Origin of the sequence: Cytobacillus sp. FSL W8-0315 (genome assembly GCF_038002905.1) — a bacterium.
Taxonomy (GTDB): domain Bacteria; phylum Bacillota; class Bacilli; order Bacillales; family Cytobacillaceae; genus Cytobacillus; species Cytobacillus pseudoceanisediminis.
Genome location: NZ_JBBOOC010000001.1, coordinates 1,245,460 through 1,260,967, shown reverse-complemented (window position 1 = coordinate 1,260,967; position 15,508 = coordinate 1,245,460). Strand labels below are relative to the sequence as shown.

14 protein-coding genes and 1 riboswitch are annotated in these 15,508 nt (G+C 38.5%); of the genes, 4 read left to right on the top strand and 10 right to left on the bottom strand.

Going from position 1 to position 15,508, the window contains the following annotated elements; all coding sequences use genetic code 11:
- The first annotated feature begins 46 nt into the window (after nt 1-46).
- The gene (locus MKY20_RS06455) at nt 47-1,462 is read left to right on the top strand and encodes a PAS domain-containing sensor histidine kinase (RefSeq protein WP_019383335.1); all 1,416 of its coding nucleotides are present in this window, start codon (nt 47-49) and stop codon (nt 1,460-1,462) included.
- A gap of 30 nt (nt 1,463-1,492) precedes the next feature.
- On the opposite strand, the gene MKY20_RS06450 is transcribed toward MKY20_RS06455, so the two are convergent.
- Together MKY20_RS06450 and MKY20_RS06445 are read right to left on the bottom strand one after the other, a co-directional pair.
- Nucleotides 1,493-2,248, bottom strand: a complete 756-nt coding sequence (locus MKY20_RS06450; RefSeq protein WP_251266867.1) for an NRDE family protein — start codon at nt 2,246-2,248, stop codon at nt 1,493-1,495.
- Nucleotides 2,249-2,467: 219 nt separating this feature from the next.
- Nucleotides 2,468-3,568 (bottom strand): AI-2E family transporter, encoded by a 1,101-nt coding sequence (locus MKY20_RS06445; RefSeq protein WP_009331877.1) that lies wholly within the window; start codon nt 3,566-3,568, stop codon nt 2,468-2,470.
- A 263-nt stretch (nt 3,569-3,831) separates the two neighbouring features.
- On the opposite strand from MKY20_RS06445, the gene MKY20_RS06440 reads away from it, so the two are divergent.
- Nucleotides 3,832-3,969, top strand: a complete 138-nt coding sequence (locus MKY20_RS06440; protein ID WP_252245522.1) for a hypothetical protein — start codon at nt 3,832-3,834, stop codon at nt 3,967-3,969.
- Between the two features lie 264 nt (nt 3,970-4,233).
- Here the strand turns inward: MKY20_RS06440 and MKY20_RS06435 are convergent, their stop codons facing one another.
- The 3 genes from MKY20_RS06435 to MKY20_RS06425 form a co-directional block, all read right to left on the bottom strand.
- Nucleotides 4,234-4,407: a hypothetical protein gene (locus MKY20_RS06435; protein ID WP_019383338.1), complete on the bottom strand. Its 174-nt coding sequence runs from the start codon at nt 4,405-4,407 to the stop codon at nt 4,234-4,236.
- Nucleotides 4,408-4,428: 21 nt separating this feature from the next.
- On the bottom strand, nt 4,429-5,058 hold the full coding sequence (locus MKY20_RS06430) for a TetR/AcrR family transcriptional regulator (RefSeq protein ID WP_009331878.1): 630 nt from the start codon (nt 5,056-5,058) through the stop codon (nt 4,429-4,431).
- A gap of 313 nt (nt 5,059-5,371) precedes the next feature.
- A complete protein-coding gene (locus tag MKY20_RS06425) occupies nt 5,372-5,839 on the bottom strand; it encodes a hypothetical protein (protein ID WP_251266866.1) in 468 nt (155 codons plus the stop codon).
- 448 nt (nt 5,840-6,287) lie between these two features.
- On the opposite strand from MKY20_RS06425, the gene MKY20_RS06420 reads away from it, so the two are divergent.
- Entirely contained in the window at nt 6,288-7,844 is a 1,557-nt protein-coding gene (locus MKY20_RS06420) for an amidase family protein (RefSeq protein ID WP_217026448.1), read from the top strand.
- Between the two features lie 234 nt (nt 7,845-8,078).
- Here the strand turns inward: MKY20_RS06420 and MKY20_RS06415 are convergent, their stop codons facing one another.
- The 3 genes from MKY20_RS06415 to MKY20_RS06405 all read right to left on the bottom strand — a co-directional run bounded on the left by MKY20_RS06415 (nt 8,079) and on the right by MKY20_RS06405 (nt 10,699).
- Nucleotides 8,079-8,612 carry a helicase gene (locus MKY20_RS06415; protein ID WP_251156254.1) on the bottom strand — a complete coding sequence of 178 codons (534 nt, stop codon included), beginning with the start codon at nt 8,610-8,612 and terminating at the stop codon, nt 8,079-8,081.
- Nucleotides 8,613-8,792: 180 nt separating this feature from the next.
- The gene (locus tag MKY20_RS06410; protein ID WP_009331883.1) at nt 8,793-9,479 is read right to left on the bottom strand and encodes an MBL fold metallo-hydrolase; all 687 of its coding nucleotides are present in this window, start codon (nt 9,477-9,479) and stop codon (nt 8,793-8,795) included.
- Between the two features lie 434 nt (nt 9,480-9,913).
- Complete coding sequence (locus MKY20_RS06405; protein WP_192907887.1) at nt 9,914-10,699, bottom strand: alpha/beta fold hydrolase; 786 nt, start codon at nt 10,697-10,699, stop codon at nt 9,914-9,916.
- A 748-nt stretch (nt 10,700-11,447) separates the two neighbouring features.
- Here MKY20_RS06405 and MKY20_RS06400 point away from each other — a divergent pair.
- On the top strand, nt 11,448-12,695 hold the full coding sequence (locus MKY20_RS06400) for an MFS transporter (RefSeq protein ID WP_251266865.1): 1,248 nt from the start codon (nt 11,448-11,450) through the stop codon (nt 12,693-12,695).
- Nucleotides 12,696-12,873: 178 nt separating this feature from the next.
- Here the strand turns inward: MKY20_RS06400 and mgtE are convergent, their stop codons facing one another.
- The gene (gene mgtE, locus MKY20_RS06395; RefSeq protein WP_251266864.1) at nt 12,874-14,232 is read right to left on the bottom strand and encodes a magnesium transporter; all 1,359 of its coding nucleotides are present in this window, start codon (nt 14,230-14,232) and stop codon (nt 12,874-12,876) included.
- 200 nt (nt 14,233-14,432) lie between these two features.
- Nucleotides 14,433-14,598, bottom strand: a riboswitch (M-box (ykoK) riboswitch).
- Between the two features lie 103 nt (nt 14,599-14,701).
- On the bottom strand, nt 14,702-15,301 hold the full coding sequence (locus MKY20_RS06390) for an undecaprenyl-diphosphatase (RefSeq protein WP_019383347.1): 600 nt from the start codon (nt 15,299-15,301) through the stop codon (nt 14,702-14,704).
- Nucleotides 15,302-15,508: the final 207 nt, after the last annotated feature.

Genomic DNA, 15,508 nt, shown 5'->3' with positions numbered 1-15,508 from the left:
GTATAATGATGGAAAAGTGCCATTTTTCAAAAAGGAGGGACAGAAAATGATCATGACCGAGAATCCCGCAGATTTATTCGCGGATAAAGTCGAAGCGAGGAATCTGCAGCTGGCCATTCAGCATTCCAGCGATGTGATTGCAAGAGTAACCAAAGAAGGCATTGCTTTATATGTCTCCCCTTCCTGCTTGCCGATGCTGGGGTACTCACAGCAGGACTTTTATCGAAGCAGCCTTTATACATACTGCCATCCAAATGACCGGGACCTCTTAAGAGATGCTTTGGCCGAGCTTGAACAGCTTCCGCATAAACGGGAGACCTTTCGCTTCAGGCATAAGGAGGGGCATTATCTGTGGCTTGAAGCCAATTTTTCAGTCATTAATGACGATAAAGAAATGATGTGCATCATCCGGGATATGACACAGAGAATTATCATGGAAGAGGAGATTCTTGAAACACAGGAGAAGTACCGCTTTCTGGTGGAGTTCTCCAAGGATACGATAGGAATGGTCACACAAAAGGGGATTTGGACCTACATCAATAATGAAGGAAAAAAGCTTTTTGGATTCACGAGCATCAAAGAGATGATCGGCACCTCCCTCCACGACTACATTCCTCCTTCAGAACATTCCACTCTCGATGATTTTCTGCAAACAAAGCTAAGTGTGAATTTTGAGCTTAATCTGATCCGGACTGACGGACAAACGAGAAAAGCCGAAGTCCAGCTGATTCCAACCACTTTCAAGAACAGAAAGGTCTACCAAATCATTATTAAAGACGTGACCGGACAAAAGAAGACAGAGGAAAAGCTGCAGAATGCCGAAAAACTTTCCGTTGTCGGTCAGCTTGCCGCAGGCATTGCCCATGAAATCCGCAACCCGCTTACAGCCATAAAAGGCTTTACACAGTTATTATATGAAGAACATAAAGGAGATTTCGCGGAGGTCATCCTAAGTGAGCTGGAACGGATTGAAGGCATCGTCAATGACCTGCTCGTTCTCGCCAAACCTCAAATAACCGAAATGGAAGAAACCTGCCTGACAAACGTTGTAAAAAGTGTAATCACTCTCTTAAACAGCCAGGCTGTTATGGAGAATATCGTGATCGAACTAACACAGTCACCAGGCGAGTTTTATGTGAAATGTGAAAAAGATAAAATTAAACAGGTGCTGATTAACATCATTAAGAACTCGATTGAAGCCATGCCGGCGGGCGGAAAAATAAACGTGGATATCCGCCAGGAGGACCATTCTGTCATCATCAGTGTCGAGGATGAGGGAATTGGCATACCCGAAGAACGCCTCGCCAAACTGGGAGAGCCGTTTTACAGCACAAAAGAAAAAGGCACAGGCCTTGGCATCATGATCTGCAAAAAAATCATTAAAAACCATGGCGGAAATCTTTACATCCACAGCAGGGAAAATGAAGGAACAACGGTGCGGATTACTTTACCGCTTGCCTAATGAAAGAAGCCAGATGCCTGAACTGGCTTCTTATTTTTGAATAATAAACTCCTGTTCCTGCGGGCTATCCCCTATATGTACCCTTTCCTTATAAAAAATCTCATCCTCTGACATCAGCATCACAGTTGAACTCCTGGTTCCGTAGCCTTCACTTCTGATAAATAAAGGAGACAACATCCGCTCCCACTCCAGTGAAACTCCTGTTTTCGGAAGCATGTCATCAGGGGCAGGGTCTGCATTCTGGAGAAGTGTGAACAAGGCTTCCGTAAAATCCCCTGCTGCATGATCTATTATCTTAGATAACCCTTCCTTCCCCTTTTTCACCTTTGGCCACTCGGTATTCAGCACATGATTGCTCACCCCGTACACTCCTGGTCCAAGCTGTTCTATTCTATCTTCCACGTTCGAGTAATAAAAGAGCTCCTCCAAATTGCCCGCAAGCAGATTGTATCCGGGATAGCTGTTGCGGTGTTCAGATGCTATTTTCATAAATCTAGAAGGCGAAGCACTGCCTTTCAAGAAATCCGCTACGAGATCTCCTCTTGATCTTTTGCCATCTGTCACTGCGTTCGGATCACGGTAGTTTGTAAGAGCTGCAAATCGTCCATTCTTTGTGACACCCATCCATGTCCCCATCTTGCTTAAATCACGTCCAGCCAGAATGGCAGGATGGTCCTCCCAAAAATGGGCCGGTGCAGTCGGGCGCCCATAAAATTCATCGCGATTGGCAGCAACGATAAGCTTGTATGCCGGATGAACCTTATATGCGAAAAGGATTAAACACATTCGGATCACTGCTTTCGTTTTATTTATTATTTTAACTTTTCGGGAGGGAAAAACAAAAAATACCCGCTTTAATTATGTGAAATGTTAGATAAGAAGGGATCATGCCTTAATCTTTTTAAAGGCTAGAAAAGCCCAACAAGCTGTAACCTATTTGATGAATTATGTTAAATAAATTCAGCAATAGAAAAAGCCCCTTTTTTTAAAAGGAGCTTTTTCAATTTAAGTAACCGCTTCTTCCCTCGCTGTCTTCCTCGCCCTTAAAAATCTAACTGTATTTAAGACGATCGTTTTGGTCACAGCATAGGTAGGTATTGCCAGAATCATGCCGAGGATACCGGCAAGATTGCCTGCAACCAGCAATAGGATGATGATGGTGGCCGGATGTGTGTTCAAGGTTTTTCCGAGAATCAGCGGCGACAGCACATTTCCTTCAATCTGCTGAGCAATCACAATGACTACGACCACCAGAAAGGCTTTAGTCGGCGAGTCAAAAAGTGCAACGATTACGGCAGGTGCACCGCCCAGAAACGGCCCAACATAAGGAATGATATTGGTTATGGCAACAATAAGCGCCATGACTAGCGCATATGGCAAGTCGATGATTAAATAGCCAATAAATGAAAGTGTCCCAACAAATAATGCTACTGTAATCTGCCCCTGAATGTAGGAAGAAAGTGTCTCTCCTGTTTCCTTAAGCGTTTTAACCCCCTCTTCCCTGTAAGAAGCAGGAAGGAACTTCGAAACGGCAGCAGGGAACTTATCTCCGTCTTTAAACATATAGAAAAGCAGGAATGGCACCGTTACTATTGTAATCGCAATATTGGTGACCAGGCTGACTATTCCAGCTACCCCCTGTGTCACACGGCTTGGCAGGGTATTGGCATATTCCATAATGCGTGCTTCAATTTCTTCAATCGATATGTAGTCCTGCTCCAAAAACCATTTGAACTCTTCGGTGCTGGACATGGAGTTAACAAAGTCTCTTGTCGTCTTCGCATACCCCGGCAGGTCGTTGAATAATTCAGTCACCTGTCTGCTGATAAGCGGAGCAATGTTGCCAATAATCAGCATTACTAAACCGATAACAGCTGCATAGATGATCAATATCGCTGCCGTTCTCGGCACCTTGTAGCGCTGCAGCAATCTTACCAGCGGGTTCAATAGGAAATAGAGAAATCCTGAAATAATAATTGGAAAAAATAATGTTGATGCAAAAATGCCCACTGGTTCAAACAAAAAAGAAATTTTAGTTGATACATAAATAATTGTTAAGATAAGCAGCAATTGCAAAGTCCAGTATTGCAGTTTTTTCTTTGCCACAATGTCACCTTTTTCTTTGAATTGGATTAACTAAAGAATACCATATTCGTGTGTTTACTCCTAAGAAGATGCTACTTCTATTACGATTCGGAATTGAAAAGGTTTCGGAAAAAACAATCCATATAATTAAAAATCACACAATCCGCAAGTGGATATATTTACTCATAAATATCTCATTTTTTGGTTTCATCAATCCCATACAGGGTATAAAAGACTATAAATAACAAGCTTTTCCCCTCTTAAAGCCAGGAGTGAACAGACACATGAGTACAATAGACATTTTCAAGAAGGAACTCCTATTACTGAAAAGCGAAATGAATCGCTGTAAGAATGAAAAGATAAAAAAACAAATTTTTAATGATATCCTTCTCATCCAGAATGCAGTCCAGAACTTACTTTAATCTGCTCATAAATTAGATTCCAGCTGCTTTCTTTCCTCACTTGAAGAACAAAAAACCAGCATCCATTGGCTGAAATACTGGTTTTAGAAGTTATCTTCAAGCTTACTTTAATTTCCTGGCATTTCCCGGAATGGCCCCTATAATATCCCTGTTTTATATTATATCGTTTTTCTTAATTTCGCGGAATTAGATACCTGTAACTTGGATCAAATAGTTTGTCAAAAAGAAACGGAATAAACCTTTAGTAACAACCTTCTTCAACCGTTAGTTTAAGTATCTAAAGAAATTTTTAATTGCATCCATACGTATCTTATGACTACAATCCTCGCAACAAAAAATCTTAGCTTTATTTTCCTTAAATTGTTTATAATTTAGTGAACCTTCGTATACTCTGAAAATCCTTTTACAACTATAACAAAGTACCTCATAGTAAATCATTAAATCCTCCTAAGCGACACATTACTTTTTAGTTGATTTATCGAAGATTGTAACCAATTCCCTAGTATATTCCTGAACATCTAAATGAGGCTTTCTCGTTAATTCAAGGGTGAACCCGTCAATGGCACTTCTTATTGTTAACGCCATCACCCTTGCTGATGATCTGGTGAATTCTCTGAAAACTCCTTCCTGCATCCCTAGGGTAAGAATATTTTCAATCGGAAGTAGAATAGCTTCATCATGGTCTGCTGCAAACTGAAGTTTACCATCAGCAGTTCTCTTATTTGAAACCGTTTCAATAACAGCGAAAACATGCTGGCGATTTTCATCTATAAATGTAAGGTTGGATTCAATATACACCCGAAGCATGTCTTTAGGAGACTTTTGAGCTTCTATTCTTGGAGCAATATAGGCTTGCCAAGCCAAATAGTATTCGATAGGTATTTGCTCCAATAAGTCCTCTTTATTTGCAAAGTGATAAGAAATAACCCCCTTACTGATATTTGCACGCTTTGCAATTTGTCCTATAGAGGCTTGAGCGTAACCTACTTCTGCGATTGTTTCAATCGCACATTCCACAATTTGAGCTCTGCGGGCTTTTTCGATGAATGATAATTCTTTTTGGTTAGTTGGTTTGTTTTTTTTACTCATGTACTTATTTTAGTACAGTCGTACAAACAATTCAAACAAAAAAAACCATTTAGTTGAAGATTATCTAAATGGTTTTATGCAAATATCCTGCACCATTAGTTCAATAATACCTTACTCCATAATCTGGCCCGATTGTTGAACACAAGTTGAACATCGATCTTCAACTAAACTGACCCTTTTATGGAATAAGAAAAACTACCGATTCAGCAGCTGATCTTGTATATAAGCACCAAATAGTTTAAGTACACTTCTTTACAATTAAATAATTTTACCTTTCTTGTCTGGAAGGAAATATCTTATATCATCTTGTTTTCTAAGTTTTTATTTTTCTAATCTTAATATCCGAGCAATGTATAAGTATCTTTGTTTGTGAAAATAAAAGAATTTCATGTTGCAATTTCCTTTTACTCAATGGAAGGATTTCATCGTAGCCCCAATCATCAAGTCCTTTTCTACCACCGAAGACAATTTCATTAGGCTTATTACCATCAACATTTCTTTTAATATCAAAATCCATTAAGAACTTACGAACGTTTAACCATTGTATTTCATATATCCCCGCACCCTCTTCATATTGCTCAATGACCATTTTAATTGTGGTCGGGTCCTTTGTTTTCCCATTCTCTTGATTCAAAACCGTAAGAGAAACTACTTTACCATCATGGAATGAGTGGTTTTTTAAAAAATTTGATGTCTCTTTATTAAATCTGGGTAATAGTCTTTTTAATTCCTTAACATAGCCCATTACATCCCAATGGTCATCATCTACAAAATACTTCATTGAAAATTTCTCCTCTACCTATTCAAATTCCTTATCGAATACTATCTCAGAAAATGGTCCGATTGTGGAATTAAGAAAAACAACACTCTTCAACAAGCCTGCCCCTGTTGTTAAATAAGGAATATAGGCTTCCAATATACTCGTGCTCTCCATGTCTCCATGAGTACAGTTATGTAGTTTAATCAAATCCACTAGCGAATATTTATGTCAATTAAATGTTGAACACCCCTAATTCTACCAATTTTTCCAACTTGTATCATTAAGAACCTTAACTTAAAGCGGTTCCAGGCACCGGAAATTATACTGCTTGTTCAAGTGGAATAAAATGAAACCTTCTAATTGGTTAATACTCCCTATATAACCTAGTCTTTCATGACATTCCTCTTATATACAGTATAAATATAGATTGGTATATTCAAATTATTCCAAAAAATGAAAGGGGTTCGAAATGGAAAAATGGTATAACAAATTTATAGTTTTCTTCACTGCTCTAGTAATGGCTTTGGGACTGTACGCAGATCCAGCAGGTGCTGTTTCTAATTTAGCGAGCCCCGTCGCTGAAAGAGGTTTATCTGTTGAGATTGAGGAAGCGACGATATTTGAATTGCAGCATGAGATGCAGAAGGAGGAGTTAACCTCTGAGGAATTGGTTCAATTCTATCTCAATCGAATTGGGGAGTACGATGACAGCATTAACTCCATCATTACGGTTAACGAAAATGTATTAGAGGAAGCGAAACAACTAGATAAAGAGCGTAAAGCGGGAAACGTTCGCGGTCCCTTGCATGGAATTCCGGTTATATTAAAAGACAACTATGATACATACGATATGCAAACCACTGCAGGATCCCTGTCACTTGAAGGTTCCATCCCTCTAAAGGATGCCTATCAAACAAAAAGATTAAGAGATCAAGGTGCAATCATCTTAGGGAAAGCGAACCTGCATGAATTTGCTTTCGGATTCCAAACAATTAGTTCCCTTGGTGGACAAACATATAATCCATATGATTTAACAAGATACCCAGGTGGTTCAAGCGGTGGTACGGCAGCAGCGGTTGCTTCCAACTTTGCCGCTGTCGGATTAGGGACAGACACTGGTGGATCCATCCGAATACCATCGTCCTTTAATAATCTGGTTGGACTTCGCCCTACTATGGGACTTGCCAGCCGAGATGGAATCATTCCACTTGCACTATCACAGGATGTCGGCGGACCGATGGGACGTACGGTTGAAGATGTGGCTGTTGTGCTCGATGCAATTGCTGGCTATGACCCAGCAGATCCAGTTACTGAAGCGAGTATCGGGAAAGTTCCAAAAACCTATACTCATTATCTTAAGAAAAATGGATTAAAGAAAGCTCGGATAGGCGTTATTCGCGACCTGTTTGGGAATGATCCTGAAGTCAATAAAGTGATGGATCAAGTGATTGCGGACATGGAAGCGCTTGGAGCAGAAGTGTTCGAGGTAACAGTTCCCAGTCTTAGTCCAATTCTTTCGTATCCAAGCTTAAGCGGATACGAATTTAAATTTCAGTTAAATGATTATTTGGCTACCCTTGGGCCGGATGCACCTGTAAGAACCTTATCAGATATTATCGAAAGCGGGAAGTTCCATCCAAGTTTGGAAAGTGGATTAAAATCCCGAAATGAAAGAGAATCATTAGAGAATAATGAGGAATACCATGACATTATTACCAATCGTCCTAAAATGGCAAGGGAAAGCTTAATGGTAACGTTTAATGAACATGACCTTGATGCACTACTCTATCCAACTTCGAGTGCTTTACCGGCACAGGTGGGCAAAAGCCAAGGTGCAGGGAATGCTAATCGCTTAAGTCCTTATTCAGGGTTTCCTGCAATCTCGGTTCCTGCCGGCTTCAGTGACAACGGCCTTCCAGTCGGGCTAGAGCTGCTAGGAAAAGAATTCGACGAGCCAACTTTGATTAAACTAGCCTATGCTTATCAAGAAGGAACTAACCATCGAATAGCGCCTGAACTAAAATAAGAATCTTCAAAGAAAAGAGGCTATCTTCAATAAAGAAGAATCGCTTTTTCCTAAACATAAGAATAGGGATTGCTGCAGCGATCCCCCTTCTCTTAACATTAGCACCCGTTGAATAAGGAAAAGGCGCTCATTCTTATTGAATAATCGAGGTAAAAGCTGCCTGATTAGCAGCTGATCATGAACGTAAGCACCAGGGTATACTGCCCTTCAATTAAAAAAAGATCCCTCTTTGATCTAAGTTTGACAAAAGATAAAATGATCATTAGGATTCCAAACGTGCAGATAATCTGCATTGTACCCACGCAGCCACAACACGCCGTTAATTCGTCTAAGATAAAAGCCTTTTGGAAAATCAGCGTCTTCAGATAGTGTCTCCGAGGCTATTGTGATAGAGCCAGATGGAGCTTCATTCCGCTGCAAAGAATTCCCCGAATAACCCTCAGGCTGATCCAGATATTCCAGTCTTAGATAAGGTCCCAGTTCAAGCGGACACAATTCCAAACCTAGTTTGTTTGCTTTTTTAAAGAGTTGATCCGTAGTAGCTCCATCAGGGAAGCCAAGATTGCCTGCCGTTAGTTCTACGGTCTGAAGGTTGTACTTTGTATCAGAGGTAGTAAATTTATCATCAGCTAATAGTTTTTCTGCATACTCATTCATCAAGATAGAGTATTGTTGCAATTTCTGGATAAGCTGCGATTTCGTAAGTCCACCAACTTCTATTTTTCTGGTAATAACTTTAGAGTGTATTTTCTCATTTTCAAAACGCAATCGCAGTCACTCCTATCATATTGGCACATTTGAAGAACATATAAATATTCTGCAATCACCAATAAATTTCCTAAATAAACCGGTTCCCGTTGTGAAGTACAAATGTCTAACCCCTTGAAAATCTCCGATAAAATAAAGAATTAATGAGTGTAAATTCGAATATTTGTGTTTAGCCCTCAATTATAAAGTTAATTTCCCACCATGATAACAATAGTAATTTTCAGCTTTAAGATTTTTAATCTTTGTCAAAGACTGTTCTGCTTTCTCAACATTTAAACAAAATTGTGGATTAGCAATGACTAATTCATCATTCTCTTTAACAGCTGCATCACCTGTAATTACACTTTTTAAACTTGGAAAATATAATGAAATATGCCCTGAAGTATGCCCTGGTGTTGATATTACTTTACATTTATTATCTAAAATCATATCACCATCATTTACCTTTTCATCAATTGAAACATGCTTTAAATTCTTTAATTGCTGTATAAACCATTTACCAAATTCCATTTCTTCATTTGGCATGTTTTCTAGCATTTCTTCTGCTTGAACCAATCTCTCTGACTTTATTTCACCACTAATGTACTTTGATTCAATTTCACTAGCTATAATGTTAATCCAAGGACACCTTTCTTTAAAATCATATAAAGAACCTATATGATCATCATCGTAGTGAGTAATGATTATATTCTTTAAATTCTTTATTTCATGTCTATTTTTTAAAATTTCATTTTCAATTAAGGTAAAAAAATTTGTATACCCTGTATCGACCAAGGTTAGTTCATTATTCAATATAATTAAGCTAGGATAAATGTAATTTTTTTGCCCATTAGATTCAAATTCAATTGGTAGTTCTATTATCTTCATTTTTCTTCCTCCATAGTTTCCTATATAATTTCATCTTTTCTCCCTCGTTAACTCAAGCCGGTCACTTCTTATTTCTGGAAGTGAAATTCTTTAGTACAGCCCTGGCACTAAATCTCTTTTACCATTTTTAGAACTTCAGTTTCGCAGTAAAATGCTTATAGCAATTTACTGCACTATGATCCCTGGCAAAGTTTAGGGCGAGTTTATTGTACCTTTTTGATGCGCCCATTCTTCTGCCTTCTCCATTTTTTTGAGCATCAAGCCAACCTAATAGGCAAATCGTGTTGAAAGACTTAAAAGAAAATCTTTATTTGTCTCTTTAAATGGACTGGTATTCATATTATTCCCCTTTATAATTGAAGTTTTTATCTATCAAGATTAATAATTCTTCTCTCTTTAAAACAATCCCTTTTTCCACTAACCTGCCGCTTTCTTCACTTAATTGGCATTACATCTAGTGGCAGAACGCCATCCTGAATCCAATTTTCAATTATTCCATTGAAGTAATCAGGATTAGCTAATGAGATTCCGTGACCAGCATTAGGTATGATTATTCCTTCACAATTAGAATTATGTAAAACAATGTCTGCTGCTGATTTTTTCATTATTGCCTTTTCTCTTTCACCAACAGTCACTAATATTTTACACTCCGCTTTTTCGAAGCCTCTTGGTATCTCAAAAGACATGTTCTCTTCCAATATCCTAATAAGTGTACCTGATTTCATTAAAGAACTTTCTTTATAATAGGTTTCAAAATATTCTTCATCGAGATAAAGTGCTTTAGCTTGAAGTTTTGAAAATAATTTATTCTTAATGAGTGGAAATGTTAATTTAATTGAAGGAGCAATCATTGTTTTTATATATGGAGAAGGCCTAACTAACGCACTATTTATGATTGCATAATTAACCATATTGGGTTTCATACTCAGCATCTGAACTATAACTTGTGCTCCCAAAGAGAATCCGATGACAATTACCTCTTTTTCAAAAGCCTTTTTTTCTATTATTTCAATAACCCTCTCAGCACTATATTTAATAGTAAAATTCCCTATATTATCATCGTTGCTTTTCCCTTGTTCTGGTAAGTCTATTGCAAGACAATGATAATGACTAAAGTGTTTAATCTGTTTATTCCACATCCAACTACTTACACCACCTCCATGCAAAAAGACCATTAATGAGGCATTTTTATCTCCATACTCGTGATAATATAGACTCAAACGTATCCACCTCTCTAAATGAATATTGCTCATCCTGCTCTTTTAATTTGAAGAAGAAAAAAGCTGCTCGATTAGCAGCTGAACTTGAACATAAGCCCACTTCTCAATTACACAAATATAGGAATCAATAAACTAATTGCAAAGAAGATATATGCTATCTGGGTGATGGTATACATTGTAAGTTCATAGGATGAAAGTTTCCTTTGTTTTTTGGTTTTTCCAAAAGCCGAAGGTAGATAGAAGAACTAATAATAAGTATTACAATGGAAATTGTACGTAAGATTTCTGCATAAAATATCAAGACCCCTCAACTCCTTTTTATACACCCTCAGTGAGTAGCAATAGTCCATTCATTTCATTCACTAAATCTCTGTTTGTTTAAGTAGACACATATTTCACATCCAAATTATAACATTATTCTTCCGCTAAACTGCCCCGTTTGACATGAAGAAAGCTGCCTTAGAGAATGGCAGCCTTATAGAGGATTTTTGTGATAAATAGAGAATTACCCTTCTTATAGAAAAAAATTTAAGAACCTTGACTCCTAATTTTCCCTTCATGTCATTGACCATTTCGATTTTGTTCTTTTCATCTCTTTGTTAAGATTTTTTTATAAATAACCAATGTTAGCCTTCCACTACTCCCCCAAGGTCCGTCCCATATAAAACTCTATGTTTACACTTTTTTGAAAGTCAGTATAGTTACTATATTTATAAGTTGTATAAATTGGCAAAAGAGGTGAAGCCCGATGAAATTAAGGGAGCACAGAAGCTTTGTTCGTTTTTGGATTGCCTCGACAACTTCAAGCTTTGGCACATATATTACAACTCTCGCTCTTCAGGTATTAGTGGTTGGTAATATGGGAGGCAGTGCTGTTGATGTTGGCTGGGTTTCAGCATCTAGATGGCTTCCGTATGTACTGTTGGGATTAATAGCGGGGGTTTTGGTTGATCACTTTCATCGAAAGACTGTATTGGCGGTAACAGATATGGGGCGCAGCATTATACTTGTCTTCATTTGCTTAATGTCTATCACAGGAGTAATCAGTATTGGCTGGCTAATGTTCCTGCTGGTGCTCTTTGGTGCTTTGTCTCTTTTTAATGATACTGCCTACCAGTCCTTTGTGCCACAAATCGTCCCTCGTCATTTATTAACACGTGCAAATGCACGATTAGAACAAAGCTCAGCTGTCGCGGAAACGAGCGGTCCAGCCATTGGAGGTGGACTCGTCTCATTGATCGGTGCACCATTTGCCCTTCTTTTTGATGCCTTATCATATTTGTTTTCAGGTGTATTAATGGCATCGATTAAACACCAGCCCTCAAAAAAAGTGAAGACTGGACCACTTGGTCAGCAAATCAAGGAAGGTTTGCGATGGGTCTATCAACACCAATACCTTCATACACTCGCTTTAAACACGCACGCCTGGTTTCTCTTTCATAGCATGACCATGACGATCCTAGTATCCATTTTTTTAATTGAGCTTGGCTTCGATGCCTCACTCCTTGGGTATGTCCTCGCCGCTGCAGGTGTTGGTGCTGTCGCAGGAAACTCTTTATCTCCTCAAGCCGGCGTGCGCTTTGGCGTCGGACGTGCAATGGCTTTTTCTCGAATTCTCTATGCTCCAGCAGTTATCTTGATGGCTCTAGCTCCAGCAACTAACAACTCCGACTCGCAGTACATAGCTCTCATTTTTGTGATTGTTGGGCAGTTCTTTTACGGCTTTGCCATGGGAATCGAAGGTCCTCTTGAAATGGGATATCGACAGTATGTCACGCCATCTCACCTGCAAGGTCGTATGAATGCCACACTTCGATCCATCAATCGTAGTGCAGTCGTTATCGGCGCTCCACTAGGAGGTACCCTCGCTGACGGACTAGGTTTCATAACGGCTTTATGGATTTCAATAGCTGGACTAGCTTTATGCGGACTGTGGTTCAGTCTTTCATCGATGCGAAATGCTCGAATAGAAGATGACGAAATTAAAATGCATTAAAATAAGAAGATTTGACTGACTACATAATAAAAATATAAAACATCGATTAATATAAACAAGTTTTTATTCGTAACTTATTCATTATTGGCTTTTGATTTTTTCGCTAACCTGCCCCTTTTATAGAATAAGAAAAAGCTACCTGTTTCGGCAGCTGATCTTGAATTGACAATGCATTTACCTACATCAATTTTGATATAAACATTGTGGCAATTCCAAAGTAAATGAGTAACGAGAGTATGTCATTTAGTGTTGTAATCAATGGACCTGAAGCCACGGCAGGGTCAATATTTAATTTATAAAGAATGATTGGTATGATAGTGCCAGCTAAAGTTCCAATGATCAGTGTCATAACCAAAGAGCTTCCAACCACTACCCCTAAAACGGCATTTCCTTGCCAAACGAGTGCAATGATGGATATTAATGTTCCGCAAGTAAATCCAATGATCAGACCGACTTTTAACTCTCTAAAAATAAGCCTGAAAACCACCCCTTTGTCAATATCACGGGAAACCAGCCCTCTTACGACAACAGCTAAAGATTGGGTGCCTGTATTTCCTGTCATACCTGCTATCATGGGCATAAAGAATGCTAAAGCCACCGCTTTTGACAGCGTTTCTTCAAAACCGCTAATTATTGTTCCGGAAACTATACCAATAAATAAAAGTAAAATGAGCCAGGGAAGACGGCGATAGGCAGCAACAAATGCCTTCGTCTCAAAATCAATGGCTTTACCTGATGCTGAAAGCTTCTCAATATCTTCATTTGCCTCTCTTATAACCACATCAATAATATCGTCTACTGTCACAATCCCTACCAGCTGGTTATTACTTTCCACAACAGGAATTGCCAAAAAATCATATCGCTCAATCATGCGGGCTACTTCTTCCTGGTCAGAATCCGCTGAAACAGAAATGACTCGGCTATACATAATATCGTGAATTTTTTCCTTTTCATCGGCCAGGATTAAATCCCGATAGGATACAACTCCAACAAGCTTCTTATCGTGATCAATGACATATAAGTAATTTATGGTTTCTGAGTACTCAGCAAACACTTTAAGTTTGTCTACTGTTTCTCGAACAGTGAAATGCTGAGGTATCCAGACAAAACGGTTAGTCATCAATCGCCCTGCCGTTTCAGGAGGATAGTTCATGATGTTTTGAACAATTTGGGACTCTTCCTCCTTCATACCTGAAAGGAGTTCCTCTAATTTGTCAGGGGATAAGTCTTCAAGTAAAGAAGCCAAATCATCATTTTCCATTAAGTCCATAACGTGCCCTGACTTTTCTAATCCTAATTTAGTGAGAATCTCCAGCTGATATGGTTTTTCCAGCTCCTGTATTAAGTCAGCGATTTGTTTAGGAGAAAGCAATAACAGGAAGCGTGTGTGATGTTTTTCTGGGAGTCCCTCGAATACTCTTGCAATATCATAAGGCTGGAGTTCTTCTAAGATTCCATGAAATTCTTCCTTTTTTCCTTCTTTTAAAGACTTTATGATTTGAAGAGTTATTTGATCTGCTGGCATATTTATCTTCATTTTTTGTCACTCCTTCTGTAAGGAACAAGGGATCATGTCCCTTATCATATTCTGTTAGATGCATTCTATTTTCATGATGTTTTGAGCAGGGGTCATTTTCCATTACTCCTCACCTCCCGGAAAGATAAAAAAACACCTTCATTTTCGAATGAAGGTGCAGGTTTAAAGATGACAAAAATAAGAATAACAAACCTGGTTATTCTGTTCCTCCATTCGTAGAGCTTTAGCACTGTGTGGCATAGGACAAAGCCAGCTACATTAAAAACCACCTTAAGTCGATGGTTTCTGTTGACCCATTGGCGTCTTTCGACATTTTTGGGCAGCAGCATATCTCCAACACAGGAGCCTCACCTAACGAGGATATTCAGTTTACAAAATTCAATCTAATGGATTTTTCATTAAAAGTAAACACTTTTTATAAAATTATCTGTTTCTAATTCTTTCTAATTGAGCGTATCATAGCATTCTTTTATAATTCTCTGGACCTGTCCCTGCCAGGAAAAATATATTTTTCCCCTTTTTCATAAAGCAATAGAAACTTTCTTATAAAGTTGAGACGGGGGACAATGTAAGAAACGATTATTGCCGAAACAATGCTTATTAGCGCTCCAGCCAAGACATCTGCAGGATAGTGTACCCCCACCCATATACGGGAAACGCCAACCAAAAGGGCAATGATGATCCAAAGGTATCCCCATCTTTTTTGATAGATGAAAAAAGTCGTACAAAATGCAAAGAATAAAATGGTATGGTCACTTGGAAAGGAATTATCTACTGCTTTCTCTATTAATTTGTTTACATTAGACAATTCTGCAAATGGCTGATTGTTTGAATGCAACTTTCCAGCAATTTTACCGATAATCTCAGCCATGATAAAGGCGGCAGCAGCCGAGATGATCATAAACCTATTTTCTTTTCTCCTGGTAAACCAGAAAATTAAAGCCATTAATCCAAGGACAAATACCATATACTCGGCTAAAAATATGAAAGTATGGTTTAAATATGTATGTTCTTTACCAAAGTCATTAATGATCCTAAACAGTTCCACGTTCATTTGAGATAAATCCATAATATATACTCCCTTCCTGTTTTATCACTATGAAAGAAGTATAGACAATCTTTTATTAGTTAAAAATCGATTTATCTTACATGAATCTAACAATTATGTAATATGAAAGCAGCTGCTGAAGTCAGTGAACTGGACTTTAGGGATGATCAAAACAAAACGTTTTGAGTAAAGTCTCTTCTAGTTATTTATCTAACCGCCCCGTGAGTT

Bases quoted from the DNA above. Each gene is read 5' to 3' on its own strand.
- MKY20_RS06420 (WP_217026448.1), top strand. From the start codon at position 6,288: ATGGAAAAATGGTATAACAAATTTATAGTTTTCTTCACTGCTCTAGTA.
- MKY20_RS06430 (WP_009331878.1), bottom strand. From the start codon at position 5,058: ATGAGTAAAAAAAACAAACCAACTAACCAAAAAGAATTATCATTCATC.
- MKY20_RS06390 (WP_019383347.1), bottom strand. From the start codon at position 15,301: ATGGATTTATCTCAAATGAACGTGGAACTGTTTAGGATCATTAATGAC.
- MKY20_RS06400 (WP_251266865.1), top strand. From the start codon at position 11,448: ATGAAATTAAGGGAGCACAGAAGCTTTGTTCGTTTTTGGATTGCCTCG.
- mgtE (WP_251266864.1), bottom strand. From the start codon at position 14,232: ATGAAGATAAATATGCCAGCAGATCAAATAACTCTTCAAATCATAAAG.
- MKY20_RS06410 (WP_009331883.1), bottom strand. From the start codon at position 9,479: ATGAAGATAATAGAACTACCAATTGAATTTGAATCTAATGGGCAAAAA.
- MKY20_RS06455 (WP_019383335.1), top strand. From the start codon at position 47: ATGATCATGACCGAGAATCCCGCAGATTTATTCGCGGATAAAGTCGAA.
- MKY20_RS06425 (WP_251266866.1), bottom strand. From the start codon at position 5,839: ATGAAGTATTTTGTAGATGATGACCATTGGGATGTAATGGGCTATGTT.
- MKY20_RS06435 (WP_019383338.1), bottom strand. From the start codon at position 4,407: ATGATTTACTATGAGGTACTTTGTTATAGTTGTAAAAGGATTTTCAGA.
- MKY20_RS06450 (WP_251266867.1), bottom strand. From the start codon at position 2,248: ATGTGTTTAATCCTTTTCGCATATAAGGTTCATCCGGCATACAAGCTT.
- MKY20_RS06440 (WP_252245522.1), top strand. From the start codon at position 3,832: ATGAGTACAATAGACATTTTCAAGAAGGAACTCCTATTACTGAAAAGC.